Source organism: Flavobacterium sp. DSR2-3-3 (assembly GCF_049896585.1).
Classification (GTDB): Bacteria; Bacteroidota; Bacteroidia; order Flavobacteriales; family Flavobacteriaceae; genus Flavobacterium.
In genome coordinates, this window is the sequence record NZ_JAFCUP010000006.1 from 226,009 (window position 1) to 252,162 (window position 26,154).

A 26,154-nucleotide genomic window follows, 5' to 3' on the forward strand; every position below is an offset into this window, starting at 1 on the left:
TGAGTAGTTAAATATTTTGCAAATTTAATTCTTTAAAACAGCGAATGCAATGTTTTATAAAAATTTATGTTTTTTAAGTTTTCTTAGGTACCGAAAAGGTTTTAAAATAGCCCCGATTAAAGTGGAAATCCTTTTTCTTTTTTCTTTAAAAAAGAAAAAGATTGCAACGGAAAGCGGGAGGACTAGTTTTAAAAAACTCTAAATATCGTGCTTCGAAATACATCAAAAAAAAAGGATAAACTATAAATAGCTTATCCTTGATTTTATTGAATGATTATTTTCATAATTACTCAGCAGTCTCTGTAGTTGTTTCAGTTTCGGCAGCTGGTGCTTCCGTAGCTTCATCTTTCTTAGCTTTACCACCACGACGGCTTTTTGCTTTCTTAACTTCTTTTTTACCACCATTGTAAAGCTCATTGAAATCTACCAATTCGATCATTGCCATATCAGCATTATCTCCTAAACGATTTCCAACTTTAATGATACGAGTGTATCCACCTGGACGGTCTCCTACTTTAGCAGCTACGTCTCTGAACAAGTCAGTTACAGCATATTTGCTACGTAAGTAAGCAAAAACGATACGACGATTGTGAGTCGTATCCGCTTTAGATTTTGTTATAAGCGGCTCAACAAATTGTTTAAGCGCTTTTGCTTTAGCGACAGTGGTGTTAATACGTTTGTGCTCGATAAGAGAACAAGCCATATTAGCTAACATAGATTTTCTATGCGCAGTCTGTCTGCTTAAGTGATTGAATTTTTTTCCGTGTCTCATTGCTATGTAAATTTAAACCTTGCGGCTTAGATTATTCTTTATCTAGTTTATATTTTGCTAAATCCATACCGAAGTTTAAATTTTTAACTGCAACAAGTTCATCAAGTTCAGTTAAAGATTTTTTACCAAAATTACGGAATTTCATTAGGTCATTTTTATTGAACGATACTAAATCACCAAGTGTATCAACTTCAGCCGCTTTCAAACAATTTAATGCTCTAACAGAAAGATCCATATCAACAAGCTTCGTTTTAAGCAATTGTCTCATGTGTAATGATTCTTCATCATATGATTCTGTTTGTGCAATTTCGTCAGCCTCAAGTGTAATTCTTTCGTCAGAGAACAACATAAAATGGTGTATTAAAACTTTTGCAGCTTCAGTAAGAGCATCTTTTGGATTGATTGAACCATCAGTTTTGATTTCAAAAACTAATTTTTCATAATCTGTTTTTTGCTCTACACGAAAGTTTTCAATTGCATACTTTACATTCTTTACCGGAGTAAAAATGGAGTCAGTAAAAATAGTTCCAATTGCAGCATTCTGTTTTTTGTTCTCTTCAGCAGGAACATATCCTCTACCTTTTTCGATAGTTAAATCGAAATTTAGTTTGATTTTACTGTCTAAATTACAGATAACAAGTTCCGGATTCAAAACTTGGAAACCTGAAATAAATTTTTGAAAATCACCAGCTGTTAATTGATCTTTACCTGAAACAGATATAGTAACTGATTCATTATCGATATCTTCAATTTGACGTTTGAAACGTACTTGTTTTAGATTAAGGATAATTTCGGTAACGTCTTCAACAACTCCTGGAATAGTAGAAAATTCATGATCTACACCTTCAATGCGAACAGATGTAATTGCATAACCTTCTAATGCTGAAAGCAAAACTCTTCTAAGTGCATTACCAACGGTCAATCCGTAACCAGGTTCTAAAGGTCTGAATTCAAACTTACCTTCAAAATCGGTTGAATCGATCATGATAACTTTATCGGGCTTCTGAAAATTAAATATTGCCATAAATTTCGACTAAGTCAATTATTATTTGTTGTACAACTCTACGATTAATTGTTCTTTAATGTTTTCTGGGATTTGAAGTCTCGCAGGTACAGAAACAAAAGTACCTTCTTTGATATCACTATTCCAAGTAATCCATTCATAAACATGACTTGAATTAGATAAAGAACGTTCGATAGCTTCTAAAGACTTAGATTTTTCACGAACAGCAACTTTATCACCAGGTTTAAGGTGGTAAGAAGCAATATTTACAACATCACCGTTGACAGTGATATGTCTGTGAGAAACAAGTTGTCTAGCGCCTCTTCTAGAAGGAGCAATACCCATTCTAAAAACAACGTTATCTAATCTTGCCTCACATAATTGTAAAAGAACCTCACCAGTAACACCTTTAGTAGCTGATGCTTTTTTAAATAAACCTCTGAATTGTTTTTCTAAAATTCCGTAAGAATATTTAGCTTTTTGTTTTTCCATTAACTGGATAGCAAATTCAGATTTTTTACCTCTTTTTTTAGCCATCCCGTGTTGTCCGGGTGGATAATTTCTTTTTTCGAAAGCTTTATCGTCTCCGAAAATTGCTTCGCCGAATTTACGGGCGATTCTTGTACTTGGACCAGTATATCTTGCCATTTTAAATTGTTTAAGGTAGAGATTATGAATTCAGGTCTTATCCTTCGATAATCGTTATTCTACCCAGGTTATACTAAAAATATATTATTAAACTCTACGTCTTTTAGGAGGACGACATCCATTGTGAGGCATTGGAGTGACATCGATAATCTCTGTAACTTCAATTCCACCATTATGCAAAGAACGAATAGCAGACTCACGCCCGTTTCCTGGTCCTTTAACATAAACTTTTACTTTTTTAAGTCCAGCCTCAAGAGCTACTTTGCTACAATCTTCTGCTGCCATTTGGGCTGCGTATGGAGTGTTCTTTTTAGAACCTCTAAAACCCATTTTACCAGCTGACGACCAAGAAATAACTTCACCTTTTTTGTTTGTCAAAGAAATGATAATGTTATTGAAGGTAGCAGAAATATGAGCCTCTCCCGTTGATTCAACGATAACTTTACGTTTTTTTGCAGTTGCTTTAGCCATATTACTTATTATTTAGTTGCTTTTTTCTTATTAGCAACAGTTTTTCTTTTACCTTTTCTTGTTCTAGAGTTGTTTTTAGTTCTTTGTCCTCTTAAAGGAAGACCAGTTCTATGACGGATACCTCTGTAACAACCAATATCCATTAAACGCTTGATGTTTAAAGAAACTTCAGAACGTAATTCTCCTTCAATTTTAAAAGTTGATACCGCTTCACGAATTGCTCCGATCTCGTCATCATTCCAATCTTGAACTTTTTTATCTTGGCTAACTTGAGCTTTTTCTAAAATCTCAACAGCTCTACTTTTTCCTAATCCAAAGATGTAGGTAAGTGCTATAACACCTCTCTTATTTTTTGGGATATCTACCCCTGCTATTCTTGCCATAATTATCCTTGTCTTTGTTTAAATCTAGGATTCTTTTTGTTTATTACGTACAATCTCCCTTTTCTTCGCACAATCTTGCACTCGGGACTTCTCTTTTTTACTGAAGCTCTAACTTTCATTTTGAATATCCTTTAATATCTATAAGTAATTCTTGCTTTTGACAAATCGTAAGGGCTCATTTCTAGTTTCACTTTATCACCAGGTAATAATTTGATGTAATGCATACGCATTTTTCCAGATATGTGGGCAATTACAATATGTCCGTTTTCTAATTCCACACGGAACATCGCATTTGATAATGCTTCAATGATTGATCCGTCTTGTTCTATTGCTGATTGTTTTGCCATAAAGTTAAGCTACTGCTTTTCTATTTTTACCACTTTTCATTAAACCGTCATAATGTCTGTTCAACAAATATGAATTGATTTGCTGCATTGTGTCTATGGCAACTCCAACCATAATTATTAATGAAGTACCTCCAAAAAACATTGCCCAAGATTGTTGAACATCCATAACACTTACAATTATAGCTGGGAACACAGCGATTAGAGCAAGAAATAAAGATCCTGGAAAAGTAATTAAAGACATCACTTTATCAAGATAATCAGATGTTTCAACTCCTGGTCTGATACCTGGAATAAACCCACCGCTTCTCTTTAAATCATCAGACATCTTATTAGTAGGCACAGTAATGGCCGTGTAGAAGAAAGTAAATACAATTATTAAAGTTGCAAATACAAAATTATACCAAAAACCAAACATATTACTAAAAGCGCCAACGACAGATTGTGATGCGTCAGATTTAGACAACCCAGCTAAAGCAGCTGGTATAAACATAATTGCTTGTGCAAATATTATCGGCATAACCCCTGAAGCGTTAAGCTTTAAAGGAATCCATTGTCTATTGCCATTCAACATGTCTTGTTCGAAATCACCTGAAGTAGTGCGACGAGCATATTGAACAGGAATCCTTCTGACCGCCATTACTAAAAGTACACAACAAATAATAACCAATAACCAGATGATGATTTCGATAACCAACAACATTGGACCACCATTATTATTGGTAACCCTTGTTGTAAACTCCTGAATAAAGGCTTGAGGTAATCTAGCCAATATACCAACCATGATCAACAATGATATACCATTTCCAATTCCTTTATCTGTAATCTTTTCACCCAACCACATGGCAAAAATTGTACCTGTAACTAAGATAACTACTGAGGAAAATAAGAATTCAAAAGAATTGAATCCTAATAAAAATGCATTACTGGGTAATGTTCTATATAAATTGTAGATGTAAGTTGGACCTTGAACTAAAGTAATCCCTATTGTCAACCAACGAGTAATTTGATTAATCTTTTTTCTGCCACTCTCTCCATCACTTTGAAGTTTTTGCAAATAAGGAATCGCAATTCCCATCAACTGAACAACAATAGAAGCAGAAATATAAGGCATAATACCTAAGGCAAAAACGGAGGCTTGTGAAAAAGCGCCTCCAGTAAACATGTCAAGAATTGAACCAATCCCTTCTTTTGTTTGCCCAGCTAAATTACCTAATTGAGTAGCATCAATACCTGGCAGGGTAACTTGTGCCCCAAAACGATAAACCAAAAGTAAACCTAATGTTATTAAGATTCTATTTTTCAGTTCTTCGATTTTCCAAACATTACTTATTGATTCAATAAATTTCTTCATCTTAATTGAAAAATTACATTGTTACAGCTTCTCCACCAGCAGCCTCAATAGCAGCTTTTGCAGTAGCAGTAAATTTGTGAGCGGTTACTTTTAATTTTGCTGTCAATTCGCCTCTACCTAAAATCTTAACAATTTCATTTTTGGTAGCTAAACGATTAGCAACATAAACTGTCATATCAACAGTATCTTTAATAACACCATTATCAACTAAAAGTTGAAGTGTATCAAGATTTACACCTTCGTAATCTTTACGATTGATGTTTGTAAAACCAAACTTAGGAACACGTCTTTGAAGCGGCATCTGCCCACCTTCAAAACCAATCTTTTTTGAATAACCAGAACGAGATTTTGCTCCTTTGTGACCTCTTGCAGAAGTACCACCTTTTCCAGAACCTTCTCCTCTACCTAATCTTTTATTTTGATTGTGTGTAGCACCTTCAGCAGGTTGTAAGTTACTTAAATTCATAACAGTATTTGTTATTTAGCTTCTTCAACAGAAACTAAGTGTTTAACTTTATTTATCATCCCAAGGATTGTAGGATTTGAATCATGCTCTACAACTTGTCCCATTTTACGTAGACCTAAAGCTTCTAATCCTCTCTTTTGAGTAAGAGGACAGTTGATTTTGCTTCTAACTTGTTTTACTAATAATTTAGCCATAATTTCCTTGAATTAACCTTTAAAAACTTTTTCTAAAGAAACACCCCTTTGTTTTGCAACAGTGTAAGCGCTTCTCATTTGTAATAAAGCATCAAAAGTTGCTTTCACTACGTTGTGAGGATTTGAAGATCCTTGAGATTTGGATAATACATCATGAATTCCCACTGATTCAAGAACCGAACGAACAGCTCCACCAGCAATAACTCCTGTACCATGAGAGGCAGGAATTAAGAATACACGTGCACCACCAAATTTACCTTTTTGTTCGTGAGGCACCGATTGACCATTCAAAGGAATTTTTACTAAATTTTTCTTAGCATCTTCCACTGCTTTCGCAATTGCCTCAGAAACATCTTTAGATTTTCCTAATCCGTGTCCAACCACACCGTTTTCATCACCTACAACTACAATAGCAGAAAAACCGAAAGCTCTACCACCTTTTGTAACCTTAGTAACACGATTAACACTTACCAAACGATCTTTTAATTCAAGTCCACTTGGTTTTACTAACTCTACATTCTTGTATTTACTATTAGACATACTATATTAGAATTTAAGTCCAGCCGCTCTTGCGCCTTCCGCTAATGATTTAATACGTCCGTGATATAAATAACCTCCTCTATCGAAAGTTACTACTTCTATCCCAGCTATTAAAGCTTTTTCAGCAACTAGTTTTCCAACCGCTGTAGCAACTTCAATGTTCGTACCGTTACCTATTTCTTTTTCTCTTGAAGAAGCCGCCAACAACGTAACTCCGTTTACGTCATCAATAAGTTGAGCGTAAATTTCTTTGTTACTTCTAAAAACAGATAGTCTTGGATTAGTAGCAGTACCACTAATTGTTTTTCTAATTCTGAATCTAATTCGTTGTCTTCTTTCAGGTTTTGTTAATGACATAATCTTATTTTTTAAGCTGATTTTCCTGCTTTTCTTCTTAATACTTCACCTACAAATTTAACACCTTTTCCTTTGTACGGCTCAGGTTTACGGAAACCTCTGATTTTCGCAGCTACCTGACCTAAAAGTTGTTTGTCAAATGATGTTAACTTAACGATCGGGTTTTTACCTTTTTCAGATATCGTTTCTAAAGTTACTTCTGGAGCAATTTCTAGAACTATATTGTGAGAGTAACCAAGTGCTAAATCTAATTTTTGTCCTTGATTTGAAGCTCTATAACCAACTCCTACCAATTCTAATGACTTAGTAAAACCATCTGTTACACCGATAATCATGTTATTGATTAAAGATCTGTACAAACCGTGTTTTGCTCTTTGGTCTTTGTGATCAGAAGACCTATCTACTTGAACTAGATCCCCTTCAACTGTTACAGTTACGTCCGAAAACTCCTGAGTTAGTTGACCATTTTTTCCTTTTACCGTAATAATACCATCAGCAACTGAAACAGTTACTCCTGCTGGTATTGTTACTGGGTTTTTACCTATTCTTGACATCTTATATAGTCTTTAAAATTAGTATACGTAACAAATTACTTCGCCACCAACATTCAATTGTTTAGCTTTCTTTCCAGTCATTAAACCTTTAGAAGTAGAAACAATAGCAATTCCTAATCCGTTAAGGATTCTAGGAATACTTGACGAACTTGAATATTTACGTAAACCTGGTTTACTAATTCTTTGGATATCTTTAATTACTGACTCTTTAGTATCTTTATCATACTTCAAAGCGATTTTGATTGAACCCTGAACAGCGTTGTCTTCAAATTTGTAACTCAAGATATAACCTTGATCAAATAAGATCTTAGTTATTTCTTTTTTTAGATTAGAAGCAGGAATTTCGACAACTTTGTGGTTTGCAGCCACAGCGTTACGAACTCTTGTCAAATAATCTGCAATAGGATCTGTATACATATGTATTAATTTGCGGTTTTGGTTTTCAACAAACGATTTGCCGAACCTAAAACCAATTTATAAATGTTTATGATACAGACAAAACGTAAGTTAAGTCTGTATCAGTACGTAATAAATTACGTCTTACCAAGATGCCTTTTTAACCCCAGGTATCAATCCGTTATTTGCCATTTCACGAAATGTAACACGTGAAAGACCGAATTGACGCATATACCCCCTTGGTCTACCTGTTAATTTACAACGATTGTGCAAACGAACTGGCGAAGCATTTTTTGGTAACTTTTGCAAACCTACGAAATCTCCAGCTTCTAACAAAGCTTTTCTTTTCTCTGCATACTTAGCTACTGTTTTTTCTCTCTTAACCTCGCGGGCTTTCATTGATTCTTTAGCCATGTCTTAATTCTTTTTAAAAGGTAATCCTAATTCTGTTAATAGAGACTTTGCTTCTTTGTCTGTTTTTGCGCTAGTTACAAAAGAAATATCCATTCCTGAAATTTTGTTTACTTTATCAATATCAATTTCTGGGAAAATGATTTGTTCCAAAACTCCAAGGTTGTAATTTCCTCTTCCGTCAAAACCAGTAGCTTTAATGCCACCGAAATCTCTAACACGTGGTAAAGCTGAAGTAATAAGTCTGTCTAAAAACTCATACATTCTTTCTCCACGCAAAGTAACTTTTGCTCCAATAGGCATCCCTTTTCTCAATTTGAATGACGCAACGTCTTTCTTTGAAATAGTAGATACTGCCTTCTGTCCAGTGATCTTTGTTAACTCATCAACTGCATAGTCAATAAGTTTTTTATCAGATACAGCTGCACCAACTCCTTTACTTAAAACGATTTTTTCCAGTTTTGGAACTTGCATTACGTTTACGTATCCGAATTCCTCTTTAAGAGCAGCAATTACTCTGCTCTTATATTCTTCTTTTAGTCTAGGTATATACTCCATTACTATAGTACTTGATTAGATTTTTTTGAAAATCTTACTTTCTTATCTCCTTCTACTCTAATACCCACTCTAGTTGTTTCCTTAGTTTTAGGATCAATTAAAGAAATATTAGATATTTGTATAGAAGCTTCTTTCTTTACGATACCACCCTGAGGGCTTTTTGCACTAGGTTTAGTATGTTTTGAAACCATGTTTACACCTTCAACAATCGCTTTATTCTTCTCACGGTATACACGCACTACCTTACCTTCAGCACCTTTATGGTCTCCAGCAATTACTCTTACAATGTCACCTGATTTTATTTTTAGCTTTATCATCTTAAAAACGAATTAAAGCACTTCTGGTGCTAATGATACAATTTTCATGAATTGTTTTTCACGAAGTTCTCTTGCTACCGGACCAAAAACGCGAGTTCCTCTCATTTCACCAGCAGCATTCAATAACACACATGCGTTGTCATCAAATCTAATGTATGAACCATCGGCTCTTCTTACTTCTTTTTTGGTACGTACAACAACTGCAGTTGAAACAGCTCCTTTTTTAACGCTTCCGTTAGGAGCAGTATCTTTGATAGAAACTACAATCTTGTCACCAACAGAAGCATACCTTCTTTTGGTACCTCCTAAAACACGGATAGTTAAAACTTCCTTTGCTCCAGTGTTATCTGCTACTTTTAGTCTTGATTCTTGTTGTACCATAATTATTTAGCTCTTTCTAAGATTTCAACTAACCTCCAACATTTTGTCTTACTTAAGGGACGCGTTTCGCTAATCCTTACAGTATCTCCAACGTTACAGTCGTTCTTTTCGTCGTGTGCGTGATACTTTTTAGTTTTCAACACGAACTTACCGTATAACGGGTGTTTTACTTTACGTACTTCAGCAACAACAATAGATTTATCCATTTTGTCAGAAGTAACAACACCAACTCTTTCTTTTCTTAAATTTCTTTTTTCTTCCATCTTTCAGCAGACTACAGTTATTGTCTTTTAGTAAGTTCGGTAGCTAATCTTGCAACTGTTCTTCTTACACCCCTAATTTGAAGTGGATTCTCAATTGGCGAAATAGCGTGAGCCATTTTTAGATCAGCATATGTTTTCTTAGTCTGGCTAAGCTTTTCTTGCAACTCTGCTGCAGAAAGATCTTTTATTTCTGATTGTTTCATAATATAATATAGATTATGCTTCGAAATCTCTAGCAACGACGAATTTAGTTTTTACTGGAAGCTTTTGAGCCGCAAGACGTAACGCCTCTTTTGCAACTGACAAAGGTACTCCTCCAACTTCAAACATAATTCTTCCGGGTTTAACAACGGCAGCCCAATACTCAACTGCCCCTTTACCTTTACCCATACGTACCTCAAGAGGCTTCTTAGTAATTGGTTTGTCTGGAAATATTTTGATCCATAATTGTCCTTCTCTTTTCATAAAACGAGTTGCAGCAATACGTGCAGCTTCGATTTGACGAGAGGTTAAGAACATTCCATCTTCATGTACAGATTTAATACCAAACATTCCATTAGAAAGTTCATGTCCTCTTTGAGAATTCCCTTTCATTTTACCTTTTTGTACCTTGCGGTATTTTGTTCTTTTAGGCTGTAACATTTTTCTTTAGTTTAAAAATTTACTTTCGTTTACGAGCGTCTGGTTTTCCACCTTTGTTAAAAGGTTTTCTATCTCCTCTTGGAGAATCATTACCTTTACCGCCAGCACCAGACTGTTTTTTGTCCATTCCGGCAAGTGGAGAAAGATCTCTCTTTCCGTAAACTTCACCTTTCATGATCCATACTTTGATTCCCATTCTACCATAAGTAGTATGAGCCTCAGCCAAAGCATAATCAATGTCAGCTCTGAAAGTTGATAGAGGAATTCTACCTTCTTTGAAACCCTCTGAACGAGCCATCTCTGCACCATTCAAACGACCAGAAATCAAAACTTTGATACCTTCTGCGTTCATACGCATAGAGGCAGCAATAGCCATTTTGATTGCACGTCTGTAAGAAATTCTGCTTTCAATTTGACGACAGATGCTTGTAGCAACTAGATACGCGTCAAGTTCAGGTCTTTTGATTTCAAAGATGTTGATTTGAACCTCTTTGTCAGTAATTTTCTTAAGTTCTTCTTTTAACTTGTCTACCTCTTGTCCACCTTTACCGATAATGATACCAGGTCTGGCAGTAGTGATAGTAACGGTTACAAGTTTCAAAGTTCTCTCAATGATTACTTTTGATACACTAGCTTTTGATAAACGAGCATGGATATACTTTCTGATCTTATAATCTTCGGCAAGCTTATCACCGTAATCATTTCCACCATACCAGTTTGAGTCCCATCCTCTGATGATACCAAGTCTATTTCCAATTGGATTTGTCTTTTGTCCCATCTTGTATTAAATTGCTTGTGTGTTATTAATAGATCCAAGCACGATTGTTACGTGATTAGAACGTTTTCTGATTCTGTGAGCACGACCTTGTGGAGCTGGACGAAGTCTTTTCAACATCATACCACCATCAACTGTAATCGTTTTAACAAATAAACCAGCTTCTTCCATATTAGCATCAGGGTTTTTTGCTTGCCAGTTGGCAATTACAGATAAAACCAATTTTTCTAATTTTCTTGAAGCTTCTTTAGAACTAAATCTTAAGATGTTAAGTGCTCTTTCTACCTTCTGACCTCTTACTAGATCTGCTACTAAGCGCATTTTTCTAGGTGAAGTAGGGCAGTTATTTAACTTTGCAAAAGCCAATGACTTGTTAGCCTCTTTTCTTGCATCTGCTGTTTCTCTTTTACGAACTCCCATTGCTTCTTATTTTTTACCTTTATTTTTTGCTCCAGCATGACCTCTAAAAGATCTAGTTGGTGAAAATTCTCCTAATTTGTGACCTACCATGTTTTCTGTTACGTAAACTGGTACAAATTGACGACCGTTATGAACTGCGATTGTTTGTCCAACGAAGTCTGGAGTAATCATAGAAGCTCTAGACCAAGTCTTTACAACTCCTTTATTTCCACCAGCGATGTTTTCCTGAACTTTCTTGTCTAACTTATAATGAACGAAAGGTCCTTTTTTTAATGAACGTGCCATATCTTATTATTTCTTTCTACGTTCTACGATATACTTGTTACTCGGGTTTTTCTTAGAACGAGTTCTATAACCTTTTGCTGGTATTCCATTTCTTGAACGTGGATGTCCACCAGAAGAACGTCCTTCACCACCACCCATTGGGTGATCGACAGGGTTCATTGCAACAGGTCTTGTTCTAGGTCTTCTTCCTAACCATCTTGTTCTACCAGCTTTACCAGATACAACTAATTGATGGTCTGAATTAGAAACTGCTCCAATTGTAGCCGAACAAGTCAACAAGATCAATCTTGTCTCCCCAGAAGGCATTTTAATTGTAGCATATTTTCCATCTCTTGCCATTAACTGAGCAAATGTTCCAGCAGAACGAGCGATTACAGCCCCTTGTCCTGGTCTCAATTCGATACAAGAAATAACAGTTCCTAATGGAATTCTGCTTAAAGGTAAAGTATTACCAATTTCAGGTTGAGATTCTGGACCAGAAACAAGTTTCTGACCTACTTTCAATCCGTTTTGAGCAATAACATACGTTTTCTCTCCATCAGCATATGCTAACAAAGCGATAAAAGCAGTACGATTTGGATCATATTCAATTGATTTCACTGTAGCCGGAATTCCTTCTTTTGTACGTTTAAAATCAATAATACGATATCTCTGCTTGTGACCACCACCCGTATAACGCATGGTCATCTTTCCTTGACTATTTCTACCACCAGAGTTTTTTATCGGCGCTATCAAAGAGCGTTCCGGCTTATCAGTTGTAATGGCGTCATAACCATTCACAACTCTAAATCGCTGACCTGGGGTAATAGGTTTTAATTTTCTTACTGACATTTTATCTTAGATATTGTTGTAAAAATCAATTGTTTGTCCTTCTTGTACTTGAACAATTGCTTTTTTAATAGCATTTGTCTTTCCACTGATTAAACCACTTTTAGTGTATTTTGTAGTTCTGTCCGGTCTTACGTTCATCGTGTTAACACTCAAAATAGTTACTCCATAAGCAGCTTCAATAGCCTTCTTAATTTGCACTTTATTTGCTTTTTTGTCAACAACGAATCCGAAGCGGTTTAAAACTTCACTTTCTTTGGTTACTTTTTCCGTTACTATAGGCTTAATTATGATGCTCATATCCTATTATTTACTTAAATTTTCTTCAATTATCTCCAAAGAACTCTCTAAAAGCACTAAATTATTAGCGTTTAATATAGCGTAAGTACTTAATTCTAAGCTACTTACTACATTAGAGCCTTTTAAATTGCGTGACGACAAATATACATTTTTATTCACATCACCCAACACAAACAGGGATTTTTTATTTTCTAACTCTAAAGCCTTCAAAACATTAATGAAATTTTTAGTGTTTGGTGTTTCAAAATTAAAGTCTTCAAGAACGATAATGTTTGATTCTTTTGCTTTAATTGAGAAAGCAGATTTTCTAGCCAAACGTTTCAAGCTTTTATTCAATTTAAATGAATAACTTCTTGGTCTTGGTCCAAAAACTGTTCCACCACCTTTAAACAATGGATTCTTTGCACTACCCGCACGAGCAGTACCAGTTCCTTTTTGTTTTTTAATCTTACGCGTACTTCCCGCAACTTCAGCTCTTTCTTTTGCTTTGTGCGTTCCTTGTCTTTGATTAGCAAGATATTGCTTAACATCAAGATATACTGCGTGATTGTTTGGTTCTATACCAAATACTGAATCAGAAAGTTGCACTTTTCTTCCAGTATCTTTTCCGTTGAAATCTAATACTTTTGCTTCCATTACTTCTGAATGATTACATAAGAGTTGTTATGACCAGGAATACATCCTTTTATAACAAGTAGGTTCTTTTCAGCTACTACTTTTAAAACTCTAAGGTTTTGAACTTTTACATTGTCTCCTCCCATTCTTCCAGCCATACGCATTCCTTTGAATACTCTAGATGGATAAGAAGAAGCTCCTACAGAACCTGGCGCTCTTAAACGGTTGTGTTGACCGTGAGTTGCTTGACCAACACCACCAAAACCGTGACGTTTTACAACCCCTTGAAAACCTTTACCTTTAGATACACCTTGTACATCTACAAATTCTCCTTCAGAAAAAATAGAAACATCAATAAGATCTCCTAATTTTTGCTCAGTTGCGAAATCTTGGAATTCAACGACTTTTTTCTTAGCTACAGTTCCCGCTTTTTTAAAGTGACCTAAAGCCGCTTTCGTGGAATGTTTCTCGTTTTTGTCATCGAAACCAAGTTGCAACGCTTCGTACCCGTCAACACCTTTGGTTCTGACTTGGGTAACAACACATGGACCAGCTTCGATTACAGTACAAGGAATGTTCTTCCCGTTCTCGTCGAAGATGCTAGTCATGCCGATTTTTCTACCAATTAACCCAGACATAAATATTAATTATTAATTATTAAATATAAATATAGAACGCAGCTTTTAACCGAATCTTATTTTTTTAGTGGGTGCAAATGTATAACTTATTTACACACAAACCAAAAAAATATTTTTCGCTTAAAAACAGCGTTCTTTTCTTACTAGTAAGCTATTTAAACTTTGATCTCTACTTCAACACCGCTAGGCAATTCAAGTTTCATCAAAGCATCAATAGTTTTTGATGAAGATGAATAAATGTCAATTAATCTCTTGTATGACATTACTTCAAATTGCTCTCTCGCTTTTTTGTTAACGTGTGGAGAACGTAGCACTGTAAAAAGTTTTTTGTGCGTTGGCAATGGAATTGGTCCTGTAACAACTGCACCGGTACTTTTTACCGTTTTTACAATCTTCTCAGCAGACTTGTCTACCAACATGTGATCGTAAGATTTTAATTTTATTCTGATTTTTTGACTCATTTTCTTAAAGATTATGCGTTTCCTTTTGCTTTTTTGATAACTGCTTCCGAAATATTAGAAGGCGTTTCAGAGTAGTGTGAAAATTCCATAGTAGATGTTGCTCTACCTGATGAAAGTGTTCTTAACGTAGTAACGTATCCAAACATTTCAGATAATGGCACATCTGCTTTTATGGTTTTTGCACCGGCTCTATCACCCATATCATTCACCTGACCTCTACGACGGTTGATATCACCTACGATATCTCCCATGTTTTCTTCTGGTGTAATCACTTCCATTTTCATGATTGGCTCTAATATAACAGCACCCGCTGCCTTAGCTACCTCTCTATACCCCATTCTTGCTGCAAGCTCAAAAGAAAGCGCATCAGAATCCACCGGGTGGAAAGATCCGTCTAATAAAGTTACTTTCAAACTATCAACTTGGTATCCTGCTAAAGGACCTGTTTTCATAGCTTCTCTGAAACCTTTTTCTACAGATGGAATATATTCTTTGGGAACGTTACCACCTTTGACGGCATTAACGAACTGCAATCCCACAGGAGCTTTACCATCAACTTCATCAGCTGGCTCTAATCTAAATACGATATCACCGAATTTACCACGACCACCAGATTGTTTCTTGTACGTTTCTCTGTGTTGAGCAGACTTTGTAAATGCTTCTTTATATTCAACTTGAGGCTCACCTTGGTTTACTTCCACTTTGAATTCACGTCTCATTCTATCAACTAAGATATCCAAGTGAAGCTCACCCATACCCGAGATAATAGTTTGCCCTGAAGCTTCATCTGTTCTAACAGTAAATGTAGGATCCTCTTCGGCTAATTTAGCCAAAGCCATACCCATTTTATCTACGTCAGCTTTAGTTTTAGGCTCAATTGCAATACCAATTACCGGTGCAGGGAATTTCATACTTTCTAAGATAATTGGGTTCTTTTCATCACACAATGTATCTCCAGTTTTAATATCTTTAAATCCAACTGCCGCTCCAATATCACCTGCTTCAATATAATCAATTGGGTTTTGCTTGTTAGCATGCATTTGATAGATACGAGAAATTCTTTCTTTGTTTCCTGAACGGGTGTTCAAGACATAAGAACCAGCATCTAAACGTCCTGAATAAGCACGGAAGAAAGCTAAACGACCTACGAATGGGTCAGTAGCAATTTTAAAAGCTAAAGCAGCGAACGGCTCTTTAACATCCGGCTTACGTAATATTTTAGTTTGATCTTCTTCTAATAAATCAGCGTCATCAGGATGAATTCCTTCAATACCATCTTTATCCATTGGAGACGGCAAATATTTACACACTGCATCTAACATGAATTGAACTCCTTTGTTTTTGAAAGAAGAACCAGCAATCATCGGAATGATAGCCATATCCATTACAGCTGCTCTTAAAGCAATGTTGATTTCTTCCTCTGTGATAGAGTTTTCATCTTCCATGAATTTTTCAAGCAAAGTCTCATCATAATCAGCTACTGCTTCGATAAGAATCGATCTGTATTCTTTCACTTCTTCAAGCATATCTTCTGGAATAGGCACAATCTCGTAAGTTGCTCCCATACCTTCTTCATCCCAAACTATAGCTTGGTTTCTTACTAAATCAACAACACCTTTGAAATCATTCTCTTCGCCAATTGGCAAAGTGATTGCAACTGCGTTTGATTTTAACATATCTCTTACTTGTTGACAAACCATCAAGAAGTTAGAACCTTGTCTATCCATTTTATTAACGAATCCAATACGTGGTACTCTGTATTGATCCGCTAGTCTCCAGTTAGTTTCCGATTGCGGCTCAACACCATCAACAGCACTAAATAAAAAAACCAAACCATCAAGTACACGCAACGAACGGTTTACTTCAACTGTAAAGTCAACGTGTCCCGGTGTATCAATAATATTGAAGTGATAAGGTAATGTTTCAGGCAAAACTTTACCTTGTGTAGTTGGAAAGTTCCATTCACAAGTTGTTGCAGCAGAAGTAATTGTAATACCTCTCTCTTGCTCTTGTGCCATCCAGTCCATTGTTGCAGCACCATCGTGCACTTCACCAATTTTGTGTGATTTTCCTGTATAGAATAATATACGCTCCGTTGTCGTTGTTTTACCAGCATCAATGTGAGCAGCAATTCCTATATTTCTTGTATATTTAAGATCTCTAGCCATTTCTTAAGAATTAAAATCTAAAGTGAGAGAATGCTTTGTTAGCTTCTGCCATTTTGTGAGTATCCATCCTTTTCTTAACAGCTGCTCCTTCTTCTTTAGCCGCAGCTAAACATTCTGAAGCTAACCTTTGAGCCATCGATTTTTCGTTTCTTCTTCTAGAGTAAAGAATTAACCATTTCATAGCCATAGAAATTTTTCTATCTGGGCGAATCTGCATTGGAATCTGAAATGTAGCTCCACCTACTCTACGACTACGTACTTCTACGTGAGGCATAACATTGGTTAACGCATCTTTCCAAATTTCTAATGATGGTTTCTCTGCATCTTGTTTTTTAGACTCAATGATGTCAATTGCATCATAAAATACTTTAAACGCTGTCGATTTTTTTCCATCCCACATTAAGTTGTTCACAAAACGTGTTACCAGTTGGTCATTAAACCTTGGATCTGGTAAAAGTGGTCTTTTCTTTGCCGCTCTTTTTCTCATGTCTTTTTTTTAATAAAAGGTCATACTTGTAACAATGCGACTAATCACATCCTTATGTAATAACTTTTTAAATTACTTTTTTGCTTCTTTTGGGCGTTTTGCTCCGTACTTAGATCTTCTTTGCGTTCTTCCTGCTACTCCTGACGTATCAAGCGCACCACGAACGATGTGGTATCTAACTCCTGGTAAATCTTTTACCCTTCCACCCCTAACTAATACTATCGAGTGCTCTTGTAAATTGTGTCCTTCACCAGGGATGTAAGCATTTACTTCATTACCATTTGTCAAACGTACACGCGCTACTTTACGCATTGCAGAGTTTGGTTTTTTTGGTGTTGTAGTGTAAACACGCGTACAAACCCCTCTTCTTTGAGGACAAGAATCTAAAGCAACCGATTTACTCTTCTTAGTTATCTGAGTTCTTCCTGTTCTTACTAATTGTTGAATTGTTGGCATAATTAATACTAAAAATTTCTTATTATATTAAATTCCCGCTTTTTACGGGGTTGCAAATGTAGAAAATATTTTTTACTCTACAAACGTTAATCTATTAATTTTCAATAAGATTATTTTATCATTTGATTTTTATCACAAACATTAGATATTTACATTACTTTTATTAAAAACACATATTCACTTGAAATTTATAATTATTTTATTCTTCTTTCTAAATTTTTGCCTCAATTGCTCGGCACAAAATTTCCGATTGTTAATATCCGGAAGCAACTCATTAGAAACAAAAACTATAGACTCCTTAAAATACAATACAGCTCACCAGAATACTAAGTCAGTGCGCGAAGAGATAATCAAACTTTCAGAAAAATTATCCGAAATAGGCTATATAGATAATAGTACCGTTGAATTTAATAAAACGAAGGACTCAGTTTACATAGCCAATTTTACATTAGGAAAAAAAATAAAAACAATACATATGTATATAGGTACAAATTTAATTCTCGAAAACTCAACTGAACCAAGTAAAGTAAACGACACTGTAAAACTACCCTACACAGAAATTAATTCTTTTTTAAAGCAAACTGTTGAGAAATTAGAGCAAAACGGATTCGCATTAGCAAAACTGAAACTAACAAACATAAGAAGAGTCGACACTAAAATTTATGCCGATTTAAAAATGGAATCAGACACGAAAAGAACACTAAACTCCATCATAGTCAATTACGCAGAAAACAGCCGATCCAATAAATTTCCCAATGGACATTTAGCGCAAATAAACCGAAAATATAAAAATGGCGTTTTTAATCAAAAAATAGTAGACAAAATTTATAATGATTTTGAGAAATTTGGATTTATTAACCAAGTGAAATATCCAGAAATTTTATTTACGAAAGACACAACAAAAGTTTATGTATATCTTGAGAAAAAGAATTCAAATACTTTTGATGGCTTTATTGGATTTTCAAATAATGAAAACAAAAAAATAATTCTAAATGGATACTTAGATGTAAAACTTGAAAATATTTTAGGTTTCGGAGAACAATTAGCTGTTTACTGGAAAAGCGACGGAAATGATCAAAAAACATTTAACGCAAACATTGAACTTCCGTATTTACTCAAAAGTCCAATCGGATTAAAAGCCCAAATTCAATTATTCAGACAAGACAGCACTTTTCAAAACACAAAAAGCGCAATTGATTTAAGCTACTTCCCAAATTACAACACCCGTTTATATTTGGGTTACCAAACCACAGAATCGAGCGACATTCAAAACTCAATAGACACATCAGTAAGCGATTTTAGCAATTCATTTTTAACATCCAGTTTTAATTACAAAAAACTTGACTTAGCTAATTTAACTTTTCCGATAAAAACTTTTGTTTTGCTAACTGCCGGAACCGGAAAGCGCGAAATCAAAAATCAATTAAAAAATAACACAAAAAGCAATCAGTTTTTTTTAAGCGTTCAAGCTTCACATAATTTTAACTTAAATAAAAAGAACGCGATAAATATTAATAGTCAAAATTACTTTCTACAAAGCAATACCTATGTTGTAAATGAACTTTTTCGTTTCGGGGGATTTAACAGCATAAGAGGATTCACAGAAAATAGTTTACAGGCTTATTTAATAACTTCTATTCTTACAGAATACCGCTATACACTATCGCCCGATTTTTATATACACACCATCTTAGACTACGCTTATTACGAAGACAAAAGCACCGACATAAAAGACACCTTACTTGGAATTGGTCTAGGAATGGGACTACACACCAAAAACGGATTTTTCAAATTAGCCATAGCAAATGGCCATGCCAAAAATCAAAAATTTGAAATATATAACACAATTGTACATATCAGTTATAATGTTAAATTTTAATCAGTGCGTAAATTAGAGATTCATATATTAGGAAAGTTAACAAATTATTAAGAAATTGCAGAACTAATTCAAAATATTTAAAAATGAAACTAAAGTTTAATGGATTCTTAGTACTACTGATAGTACTTATGGCGCAAATTTCGTTTGCGCAAGAAAGAGCTGTTTCAGGTGTTGTTTCTGATAATGCAGGACTACCTTTACCAGGTGTGAGTGTATTAGTGAAAGGGACACAAACTGGAACACAAACTGATTTTGATGGAAAATTTTCTATCAGAGCAACTCCAAGCCAAGTCTTGGTATTCAGCTATATTGGGATGAAAACCCAAGAAATATTAGCTAGTTCATCTAATTTAAACCTTAATTTAAAAGATGATTCGATTGAATTGGAAGGTGTAGTAATAGGAGCGCTGGGTATTAAAAGAAACAAAAACGCTTTAACATCATCAACACAAGTAGTAGCAAGTAAAGAACTTACTCAAGCAGCTAATCCCAACGTAGTTCAGTCATTAGTAGGTAAAGTATCCGGACTTCAAATCAACAAAAGCTCCAGTGGCGTAAACGGTACTAATAGAATTGTTCTTAGGGGCTCAAGATCTATTACAGGAAATAACGAGGCTCTTGTTGTAATAGACAATGCAATTTCTACATCGGCAGCTTTACAACTTTTACCTCCAGAGTTAATCGAAAGTGTAAATGTTATAAAAGGTATGCAAGGAGCGGCACTTTATGGAGAACAAGGAGTAAATGGTGTAATAATCGTTACGACAGTCAAAGGAAAAGAAAAAGGAAAAATCACTGTAAATGTAAATTCTGCAATTGATTTTGAAACAATTTCATTCTTACCAGACACGCAGCAAAAATATGGTCAAGGATGGGATGGTGTTCATTATCCTGAAGAAAATGGGTCATGGGGACTTCTTTATGACGGCGAATTAAGACCTACTGGATTACCTCAAGCAGATGGTCTAGAATTTCAACAACCGTACTCTTTTATTAAAGATAATATAAAAGCTTTTTACCAAACTGGAGCTACGTATCAAAACGGTTTTTCTATTAACGCAGGAAGCGAAGATTCATATGCTCTTTTATCTGCTAACAAGGTAAAAACTGAGTTCGTTGTTAACGGAGATGCGCTAGAAAGAAATAGCTTTTTATTTAAAGCAGGAAAAAAAATTGGGAAATTTAGCATCGATGGTAACGTAAATTATACATATCAAAAATCTACTGAAACTTCCAATGATTTACTTGATGACTTGATTCAAACAGCAGGAAATGTTGATTTGAATTTATTCAAAAATTCAGGAAATGAAGGTAACTATACCATATACTTTAAAAATCCTTATTGGACTATAGATAATAACCGTAATGATGCAACTAGAACTTTTATAAACACTATCGCTGCATTAAAATACGACATAAACAAAAACATAAATATCACTTACACTGGTAATTTACAATTTACCAATAGAGCTGAGCAGTCACATATCAATGAATATAGAGAAACAGCTGCATTAGCCGGTGCTGGGGCAAACAGAAACCAAACTTCTGAATACTTTTCAAATCAGTCATCTCTAAGAACTTACTATGGTGATTTTTTAATAAATTTTGACTACGATTTAACAGATGATTTAAGCTTGAAAGCGAACATTGGTAGCAACATGCAAGATCGTAATTATCGAATCACTTCTCAGGGAGGACAAAATCTTGACATTCCTGGATGGTACCATATCAACAATGTTTTGAGCCCTGCCAATCCATCAACATTAGATAACAGATCTTTGAAATCTAATCGTGCGTCTGTATTAGCAAACATTGATTTAGGATATAAAAATTATTTATTCTTAAATTTAACAGGAAGAAACGATTGGACTTCAGTACTATCAAAAGAAAATAATAATTTTTTCTACCCAAGTGCTGGTATATCTTTCATACCAACATTAGCATTTGAAGGATTAAAAAGCGAAACTTTAAGTTACTTAAAACTATCTGCAAACATTGTAAAAGTAGGTAACTCATCATCGATCCAACCGTATGCTACATCTGAAATTGGGGTATTCCCTACAGGATTTCCTTATGGTCAATTGGGTTCTTACATAGTCAATCAAAGACCTACTGATAAAAATATTAAACCAGAATTTGTAACTACAAAAGAGGTTAATTTAAATATTGGGCTTTTCAATAACAGGATTACAATCGATGGGTCTGCTTACATATCTGACACAAAAGATTTAATTACAGCGGCTACAGCTTCATCAGCTTCTGGATTAGCAACATCACAATCAAACATCGGTGATATGACTACCAAAGGGCTTGAAATCGATTTAGGATTAATTCCGATTAAAACCGAAGATTTCACTTGGAATTTAAGAGCTAGCTATTCAACCAACAAATCTGTTATAAATTCACTTGCTGCTGGAGCAAATGAAATCAACCTTTTCTCTAACGCAGCAACCGGAACAGGAATTTTTGCTCAAGTGGGTGAAGAATTTCCTTTAATTAAAGGTACGACTTTTTTAAGAGACGGTAATGGCAGCATAATCGTAAATCAATTTGGTCTTCCTACAAGATCTTCTTCAAACTCTATTTTAGGTAAAGCAACCCCAGATTATATTTTAGGGCTATCGAACTCTTTCACATACAAAGGGTTTACATTGTCAGCTGTAATGGATTATAGAACTGGTCACCAAATAATTTCCGGAACTAAATACGATTTGACATGGCCTGGACGTTTAGTAGAATCAGCTGATTTTGATAGAGAAGTTGGTTTCATTTTACCAAATTCAGTAGTAGAAACAGCACCTGGATCAGGAATTTATGCTCCAAATACTTCTGTTTTTTCATCAGCTGGACATGGACCTAATGGTATTATCGATTATTATGGAACTTTAAGTAGAACTGGAGAACACAATGTAATTGATGCAACAGCATTTAAAGTGAGAGAACTTGCTTTAAGCTACTCTTTACCTACAGTAGTTATAGAGAAATTTGGATTAACATCGTTACGATTCGGTATTAATGCCAGAAATCCATTCACTGTATTAGCTAAGAGCAATAGAGGCTATACAGATCCAGAAGCTTCTGACAGTACAGCAAATAATGGAAATGGGCAAGGATTTTCTGGTACTGGACAATATCCAAATACAAGAACTTTTGGCGGAAGCATGAATTTAACTTTTTAATTAGAAGACATGAAAAAAATATTTTTAATACTAGCGGTAGCAGCGGTATCTCTAACATCTTGTAGTGACTACTTAGCTGATAATACTAACGTAAATAGTCCACTGGAAGCATCTCTTCCTCCTAGACTTATACTACCAGGTGCTCAATCACAAGCATTCAGAACCCAAGCTATCAACATGAATAGATTAGGTAGCATTATGACAAACGCATGGGGTGGTAATATTTATCAATTTACTAACCCTTTACAAGTTGAGTATTCATATAACTTTGACAATAATACTTATGCTGCAGTATGGGATGGTTTGTACCGAAGTGTAAACAACTTTCAAAAGATTATAGAAACTGACCTACCAAATCAGGGAAACTTCATTGCTATCTCTAAAATTATGAAAGCGCATTATATGCAATATATTGTCGATTTATATGGCGATGTGCCTTATTTCGAAGCTTTCAAAGGACAACAAAACCTTACACCAGCGTACACTGATGATGCTATAATTTACAAAGAATTAATTAAAGAATTAGAAGAAGCTCGTGCGCTAATCCAAAATCCATCTGCAACTGCAGAAGGAGTGGCTACAGACGTTGTCTTTAGCGGAAATATGAGCAGGTGGTTACAATTAGCAAATACAATCGAATTAAGAATTTTGTTAAGACAAAGCAAGCTTACCGATGCAACTACGGTAACTTATTTAAACACAAAATACGCAGATTTGAGAGCTTTAAACAATTTTATAACTAGTGACGTTTTAATTAATCCAGGGTATTCTTCTGCGAACAATGACAAACAAAGTCCATTTTTTGGTTCTTTTGTTAGAGATGCTGCAGGATCAACAACAAATACAACAAATACTTTATTTACTTCTTCAAAACATTTCGCCGATGTATTAAATGGCGAAACAGGTGGACCAACAGCAGGAGTTATTGATGCGAGAAGATCTAGACTATGGACTCTTGTAGGAGGAAAAGTAGTAGGAACAGATCAAGGACAAAAACCAGTTCCTGGACAAAATAACACTTCAAATCCAACATCAAGATTTGGATTAGGATTGACAAACTATGTAGGAGCAAATACAGCAGCGAGAACTGCAGCTGGTTCATCAAAAGCAGGAGCACTGATGTTATTATCTGAAAGCAAATTCCTTCAAGCTGAAGCTGTTCAAAGAGGTTTTTTAACAGGTACAGCGCAAACATTGTTTAATGAAGGGGTTCAAGCTTCTTTCACTTATTTAGGAGCAACGATAGGAACTTATTTGACTGAAATTGACACAAAACCTAATTTTGGTTGGACTGCAAGTACAAATAAAATTCAAGTGATCTTAACACAAAAATGGATCGCCTTAAGCGGTATTCATGGTGTTGAAAACTATATCAACTACACACGTACAGGTTTCCCTGTAATTCCTGGGTCTATAAATGGTTTCAACTTGCAACCATCTAGACCAAAAAGACTTATATATCCTTTATCAGAGTACAATGCTAACTCAGGAAACGTGCCAATTTTGACATCTGCTCAAATTACAACACAAGGTCCCTTCTGGTATGTACCGTAGTTAAAATACGTTTAGATTTTTTTTAAGGCTGTCTGAAAAGACAGCCTTTTTTTGTCGTTAACAGGAAACTAAATAAATTATATTTTCAAAAATTAAAAAAACGTTGTCATTTACTACGATAAATTTTTTATATATATTTGCACCATGGAAAAAGAACATCAAATATTTGGGATTAGAGCAATAATTGAAGCAATACAAGCAGGCGCAACGGTAGACAAAGTTTATATTCAAAAGGAAGCAAGCAGCGAACTAATGAAAGACTTAATGAAGGTGATGAAACGCGGAAACATCAACTTTTCCTATGTTCCTGTTGAAAAACTGAACAGATTGACCCCTAACAACCATCAAGGTGCTGTAGCTACAATCTCTCCTATTTCTTTTTTTGATTTGGAATCTTTGATCGAATCAGTAATTGAAAACGGAAAAAAACCTTTGTTTTTGATTTTGGATCAAATATCGGATGCCCGTAATTTTGGCGCTATCATTAGAACGGCTGAGTGTACGGGAGTAAATGGAATCATCGTTCAAAAAGCGGGTTCAGCCCCAGTGAATGGCGATACGGTAAAAACATCTGCGGGTGCAGTTTTTAATATTCCCATTTGTAAAGTAGAACACATCAAAGACGCTATCTTCTTATTGCAGGCTAGTGGTATAAAGACTGTTGCGGCGACTGAGAAAACGGATCAAAACATTTATGACATTTCTTTGAATGAACCTGTAGCTATCATTATGGGCTCAGAGGATCGTGGTGTAAACCCATCGGTTTTAAAAATTGTTGACGAGAAGGCTAAACTTCCAATGTTTGGAACGATTGGTTCATTAAACGTTTCGGTAGCCTGTGGTGCTTTTTTATATGAAGCGGTACGACAAAGATCTTAGAACTTTTATTATAACAACTTCTTCTAAAAAATGAATTATAACTTCAGTTATGATTCATTTTTTTTCATTTGTAACAACTTCATAATTTACCTGAAAAACGGAAGTATAATACGTTAACAATTCCTGTTGTTGTTGTTCTTCAACCTCCACTTTTGGTAAATTAACAAAATTTCCATTAGCATCAAAACGTTGCATAAATTTATCTTCTGAAGGATCGAAATCTACATGTTCCCAATCATACTTAATGATTTTTTTATACTCAGGAGTTTTATAAATCATTGACAGAAGCAATCCCGTCAGTAACCCTCCCATATGTCCTTCCCAAGAAATAGAATTTTCACCTTCGACAGTTGGTGTTGGAAAAATATACCAAACCAATCCGCCATACACCACAATAACGGCAAGTGACAATGCTACAAGACGACTATACCTAGTCTGGATTCCTTTAAAAAAAACAAAACTGAAAAGTACATATATTAGTCCGCTTGCACCAATATGATAATTATCTCTGCCGATCATCCACGTAATAAAGCCGGACAAAATAATTCCGTACCCAATGACCTGAAGTGATTGTTTTGCATAAAAAAATTGTAAGGAAGCTAAAAGTATTAGTAACGGAAAAGAATTATTGTACAAATGTTTCATGTCCGCATGAATGAACGGACTAAAAATAATTCCTTGCAAACCTGAAAATGTTCGAGGGTAAATTCCATTTTGGACAAAATCAAAGTCAAATCGGATTTCGAGCCAAAAGACAAACCACAATACAAGCACAAAAAAAAGAGGCAGTCCAATGACTAAATTCGTGAATTTAAAATGTTTGTCCATAAGTAACTAGCAATTATATACTTTACTCCTGTTTCAAATACTTGTCCAAAAATAATTTAATGCTATTTTGTCATATTTAAACTGATTATGCATTTTTTAACAACAGCCTAGCCCAGATAGAAACGGCATCCTTTTATATTTTGTTTTTTCAACAAGATATAAAAGATAAAGTGCAAAGCTGGAAATAGCTCCTAAAAAATAAATTTTCACAAACGCAAACTGTTTCAAATGCAGGATTCAAGTTATAAATGCAACTTTTTGATTAAACATAAAATTAGGTGTTTCAAAATTAAATCTTTTTCTTGGTCTATTGTTTAATTTCTCTTGTATTTCTATAATTCTCTCTGG

At 34.9% G+C, this 26,154-nt stretch carries 37 protein-coding genes and 1 pseudogene; 4 read left to right on the forward strand and 34 right to left on the reverse strand.

The genetic code is table 11. The features are described from left to right. Nucleotides 1-286: 286 nt before the first annotated feature. From rplQ to rpsL, 32 genes are all read right to left on the reverse strand, one after another. Complete coding sequence (rplQ, locus tag ACP7AQ_RS10410; RefSeq protein WP_131909663.1) at nt 287-772, reverse strand: 50S ribosomal protein L17; 486 nt, start codon at nt 770-772, stop codon at nt 287-289. Between the two features lie 31 nt (nt 773-803). Continuing rightward, nucleotides 804-1,796, reverse strand: coding sequence for a DNA-directed RNA polymerase subunit alpha (locus ACP7AQ_RS10415; protein ID WP_091203658.1), 993 nt, complete (start codon nt 1,794-1,796; stop codon nt 804-806). A 21-nt stretch (nt 1,797-1,817) separates the two neighbouring features. Then, the gene (rpsD, locus tag ACP7AQ_RS10420; RefSeq protein WP_426063440.1) at nt 1,818-2,423 is read right to left on the reverse strand and encodes a 30S ribosomal protein S4; all 606 of its coding nucleotides are present in this window, start codon (nt 2,421-2,423) and stop codon (nt 1,818-1,820) included. An 87-nt stretch (nt 2,424-2,510) separates the two neighbouring features. After that, nucleotides 2,511-2,894, reverse strand: coding sequence for a 30S ribosomal protein S11 (gene rpsK / locus ACP7AQ_RS10425; RefSeq protein WP_024981527.1), 384 nt, complete (start codon nt 2,892-2,894; stop codon nt 2,511-2,513). An 8-nt stretch (nt 2,895-2,902) separates the two neighbouring features. Then, nucleotides 2,903-3,277: a 30S ribosomal protein S13 gene (rpsM, locus tag ACP7AQ_RS10430; RefSeq protein WP_091203660.1), complete on the reverse strand. Its 375-nt coding sequence runs from the start codon at nt 3,275-3,277 to the stop codon at nt 2,903-2,905. Between the two features lie 2 nt (nt 3,278-3,279). Continuing rightward, a complete protein-coding gene (ykgO, locus tag ACP7AQ_RS10435) occupies nt 3,280-3,396 on the reverse strand; it encodes a type B 50S ribosomal protein L36 (protein ID WP_008992256.1) in 117 nt (38 codons plus the stop codon). A gap of 12 nt (nt 3,397-3,408) precedes the next feature. Continuing rightward, on the reverse strand, nt 3,409-3,624 hold the full coding sequence (gene infA, locus ACP7AQ_RS10440; RefSeq protein ID WP_007136545.1) for a translation initiation factor IF-1: 216 nt from the start codon (nt 3,622-3,624) through the stop codon (nt 3,409-3,411). A 4-nt stretch (nt 3,625-3,628) separates the two neighbouring features. Beyond that, nucleotides 3,629-4,975, reverse strand: coding sequence for a preprotein translocase subunit SecY (secY, locus tag ACP7AQ_RS10445; RefSeq protein ID WP_426063439.1), 1,347 nt, complete (start codon nt 4,973-4,975; stop codon nt 3,629-3,631). Between the two features lie 13 nt (nt 4,976-4,988). Continuing rightward, complete coding sequence (rplO, locus tag ACP7AQ_RS10450; RefSeq protein ID WP_126451843.1) at nt 4,989-5,441, reverse strand: 50S ribosomal protein L15; 453 nt, start codon at nt 5,439-5,441, stop codon at nt 4,989-4,991. An 11-nt stretch (nt 5,442-5,452) separates the two neighbouring features. After that, nucleotides 5,453-5,635 (reverse strand): 50S ribosomal protein L30, encoded by a 183-nt coding sequence (gene rpmD / locus ACP7AQ_RS10455; protein WP_027310825.1) that lies wholly within the window; start codon nt 5,633-5,635, stop codon nt 5,453-5,455. Nucleotides 5,636-5,647: 12 nt separating this feature from the next. After that, nucleotides 5,648-6,175 carry a 30S ribosomal protein S5 gene (gene rpsE / locus ACP7AQ_RS10460; RefSeq protein WP_035668102.1) on the reverse strand — a complete coding sequence of 176 codons (528 nt, stop codon included), beginning with the start codon at nt 6,173-6,175 and terminating at the stop codon, nt 5,648-5,650. Nucleotides 6,176-6,181: 6 nt separating this feature from the next. Continuing rightward, on the reverse strand, nt 6,182-6,532 hold the full coding sequence (gene rplR, locus ACP7AQ_RS10465) for a 50S ribosomal protein L18 (RefSeq protein ID WP_426063438.1): 351 nt from the start codon (nt 6,530-6,532) through the stop codon (nt 6,182-6,184). A gap of 11 nt (nt 6,533-6,543) precedes the next feature. Then, entirely contained in the window at nt 6,544-7,086 is a 543-nt protein-coding gene (gene rplF / locus ACP7AQ_RS10470) for a 50S ribosomal protein L6 (RefSeq protein ID WP_426063437.1), read from the reverse strand. An 18-nt stretch (nt 7,087-7,104) separates the two neighbouring features. Further along, a complete protein-coding gene (rpsH, locus tag ACP7AQ_RS10475) occupies nt 7,105-7,503 on the reverse strand; it encodes a 30S ribosomal protein S8 (RefSeq protein ID WP_026707006.1) in 399 nt (132 codons plus the stop codon). Between the two features lie 123 nt (nt 7,504-7,626). Continuing rightward, complete coding sequence (rpsN, locus tag ACP7AQ_RS10480; RefSeq protein WP_007136553.1) at nt 7,627-7,896, reverse strand: 30S ribosomal protein S14; 270 nt, start codon at nt 7,894-7,896, stop codon at nt 7,627-7,629. Between the two features lie 3 nt (nt 7,897-7,899). Next, nucleotides 7,900-8,451: a 50S ribosomal protein L5 gene (gene rplE, locus ACP7AQ_RS10485; protein ID WP_426063436.1), complete on the reverse strand. Its 552-nt coding sequence runs from the start codon at nt 8,449-8,451 to the stop codon at nt 7,900-7,902. 2 nt (nt 8,452-8,453) lie between these two features. Beyond that, nucleotides 8,454-8,768, reverse strand: coding sequence for a 50S ribosomal protein L24 (rplX, locus tag ACP7AQ_RS10490; RefSeq protein WP_091203664.1), 315 nt, complete (start codon nt 8,766-8,768; stop codon nt 8,454-8,456). A gap of 12 nt (nt 8,769-8,780) precedes the next feature. Next, a complete protein-coding gene (gene rplN, locus ACP7AQ_RS10495; protein WP_026717863.1) occupies nt 8,781-9,149 on the reverse strand; it encodes a 50S ribosomal protein L14 in 369 nt (122 codons plus the stop codon). A 2-nt stretch (nt 9,150-9,151) separates the two neighbouring features. Continuing rightward, the gene (gene rpsQ / locus ACP7AQ_RS10500; protein WP_091203665.1) at nt 9,152-9,412 is read right to left on the reverse strand and encodes a 30S ribosomal protein S17; all 261 of its coding nucleotides are present in this window, start codon (nt 9,410-9,412) and stop codon (nt 9,152-9,154) included. Nucleotides 9,413-9,429: 17 nt separating this feature from the next. After that, entirely contained in the window at nt 9,430-9,615 is a 186-nt protein-coding gene (gene rpmC, locus ACP7AQ_RS10505) for a 50S ribosomal protein L29 (protein ID WP_091173697.1), read from the reverse strand. 13 nt (nt 9,616-9,628) lie between these two features. Further along, a complete protein-coding gene (gene rplP, locus ACP7AQ_RS10510; protein ID WP_007803637.1) occupies nt 9,629-10,054 on the reverse strand; it encodes a 50S ribosomal protein L16 in 426 nt (141 codons plus the stop codon). A gap of 19 nt (nt 10,055-10,073) precedes the next feature. Beyond that, on the reverse strand, nt 10,074-10,832 hold the full coding sequence (rpsC, locus tag ACP7AQ_RS10515; RefSeq protein ID WP_426063435.1) for a 30S ribosomal protein S3: 759 nt from the start codon (nt 10,830-10,832) through the stop codon (nt 10,074-10,076). Nucleotides 10,833-10,838: 6 nt separating this feature from the next. After that, entirely contained in the window at nt 10,839-11,249 is a 411-nt protein-coding gene (rplV, locus tag ACP7AQ_RS10520; RefSeq protein WP_091203668.1) for a 50S ribosomal protein L22, read from the reverse strand. Nucleotides 11,250-11,255: 6 nt separating this feature from the next. Continuing rightward, entirely contained in the window at nt 11,256-11,534 is a 279-nt protein-coding gene (rpsS, locus tag ACP7AQ_RS10525; protein ID WP_007136562.1) for a 30S ribosomal protein S19, read from the reverse strand. A 6-nt stretch (nt 11,535-11,540) separates the two neighbouring features. Further along, nucleotides 11,541-12,365, reverse strand: coding sequence for a 50S ribosomal protein L2 (gene rplB / locus ACP7AQ_RS10530; protein ID WP_059114053.1), 825 nt, complete (start codon nt 12,363-12,365; stop codon nt 11,541-11,543). Nucleotides 12,366-12,371: 6 nt separating this feature from the next. Further along, entirely contained in the window at nt 12,372-12,662 is a 291-nt protein-coding gene (gene rplW, locus ACP7AQ_RS10535; RefSeq protein WP_073018945.1) for a 50S ribosomal protein L23, read from the reverse strand. A 6-nt stretch (nt 12,663-12,668) separates the two neighbouring features. Beyond that, nucleotides 12,669-13,298 (reverse strand): 50S ribosomal protein L4, encoded by a 630-nt coding sequence (rplD, locus tag ACP7AQ_RS10540; RefSeq protein WP_426063434.1) that lies wholly within the window; start codon nt 13,296-13,298, stop codon nt 12,669-12,671. Then, nucleotides 13,298-13,915 carry a 50S ribosomal protein L3 gene (rplC, locus tag ACP7AQ_RS10545; RefSeq protein WP_091203669.1) on the reverse strand — a complete coding sequence of 206 codons (618 nt, stop codon included), beginning with the start codon at nt 13,913-13,915 and terminating at the stop codon, nt 13,298-13,300. The genes rplD and rplC overlap by 1 nt, the downstream gene beginning before the upstream one ends. Before the next feature lie 155 nt (nt 13,916-14,070). Continuing rightward, a complete protein-coding gene (rpsJ, locus tag ACP7AQ_RS10550) occupies nt 14,071-14,376 on the reverse strand; it encodes a 30S ribosomal protein S10 (protein WP_011963470.1) in 306 nt (101 codons plus the stop codon). A gap of 11 nt (nt 14,377-14,387) precedes the next feature. Then, nucleotides 14,388-16,544 (reverse strand): elongation factor G, encoded by a 2,157-nt coding sequence (fusA, locus tag ACP7AQ_RS10555; protein WP_091203670.1) that lies wholly within the window; start codon nt 16,542-16,544, stop codon nt 14,388-14,390. 10 nt (nt 16,545-16,554) lie between these two features. Continuing rightward, nucleotides 16,555-17,031: a 30S ribosomal protein S7 gene (gene rpsG / locus ACP7AQ_RS10560; protein WP_035668130.1), complete on the reverse strand. Its 477-nt coding sequence runs from the start codon at nt 17,029-17,031 to the stop codon at nt 16,555-16,557. A 72-nt stretch (nt 17,032-17,103) separates the two neighbouring features. Beyond that, nucleotides 17,104-17,487 carry a 30S ribosomal protein S12 gene (gene rpsL / locus ACP7AQ_RS10565; protein ID WP_007136570.1) on the reverse strand — a complete coding sequence of 128 codons (384 nt, stop codon included), beginning with the start codon at nt 17,485-17,487 and terminating at the stop codon, nt 17,104-17,106. A 475-nt stretch (nt 17,488-17,962) separates the two neighbouring features. Between rpsL and ACP7AQ_RS10570 the strand changes: the two genes are divergently transcribed. From ACP7AQ_RS10570 to rlmB, 4 genes are all read left to right on the forward strand, one after another. Further along, nucleotides 17,963-19,366, forward strand: a complete 1,404-nt coding sequence (locus tag ACP7AQ_RS10570; RefSeq protein WP_426095420.1) for a hypothetical protein — start codon at nt 17,963-17,965, stop codon at nt 19,364-19,366. Nucleotides 19,367-19,449: 83 nt separating this feature from the next. After that, the gene (locus ACP7AQ_RS10575; RefSeq protein WP_426095421.1) at nt 19,450-22,545 is read left to right on the forward strand and encodes a SusC/RagA family TonB-linked outer membrane protein; all 3,096 of its coding nucleotides are present in this window, start codon (nt 19,450-19,452) and stop codon (nt 22,543-22,545) included. Between the two features lie 9 nt (nt 22,546-22,554). Beyond that, nucleotides 22,555-24,099: a SusD/RagB family nutrient-binding outer membrane lipoprotein gene (locus ACP7AQ_RS10580; protein WP_426095422.1), complete on the forward strand. Its 1,545-nt coding sequence runs from the start codon at nt 22,555-22,557 to the stop codon at nt 24,097-24,099. 144 nt (nt 24,100-24,243) lie between these two features. Continuing rightward, nucleotides 24,244-24,978 (forward strand): 23S rRNA (guanosine(2251)-2'-O)-methyltransferase RlmB, encoded by a 735-nt coding sequence (rlmB, locus tag ACP7AQ_RS10585; protein WP_035668140.1) that lies wholly within the window; start codon nt 24,244-24,246, stop codon nt 24,976-24,978. A 54-nt stretch (nt 24,979-25,032) separates the two neighbouring features. On the opposite strand, the gene ACP7AQ_RS10590 is transcribed toward rlmB, so the two are convergent. Together ACP7AQ_RS10590 and ACP7AQ_RS10595 are read right to left on the reverse strand one after the other, a co-directional pair. Beyond that, nucleotides 25,033-25,806: a rhomboid family intramembrane serine protease gene (locus ACP7AQ_RS10590; RefSeq protein WP_426095423.1), complete on the reverse strand. Its 774-nt coding sequence runs from the start codon at nt 25,804-25,806 to the stop codon at nt 25,033-25,035. A gap of 237 nt (nt 25,807-26,043) precedes the next feature. Beyond that, nucleotides 26,044-26,154, reverse strand: a pseudogene (locus tag ACP7AQ_RS10595) (IS30 family transposase); the annotation flags it as partial.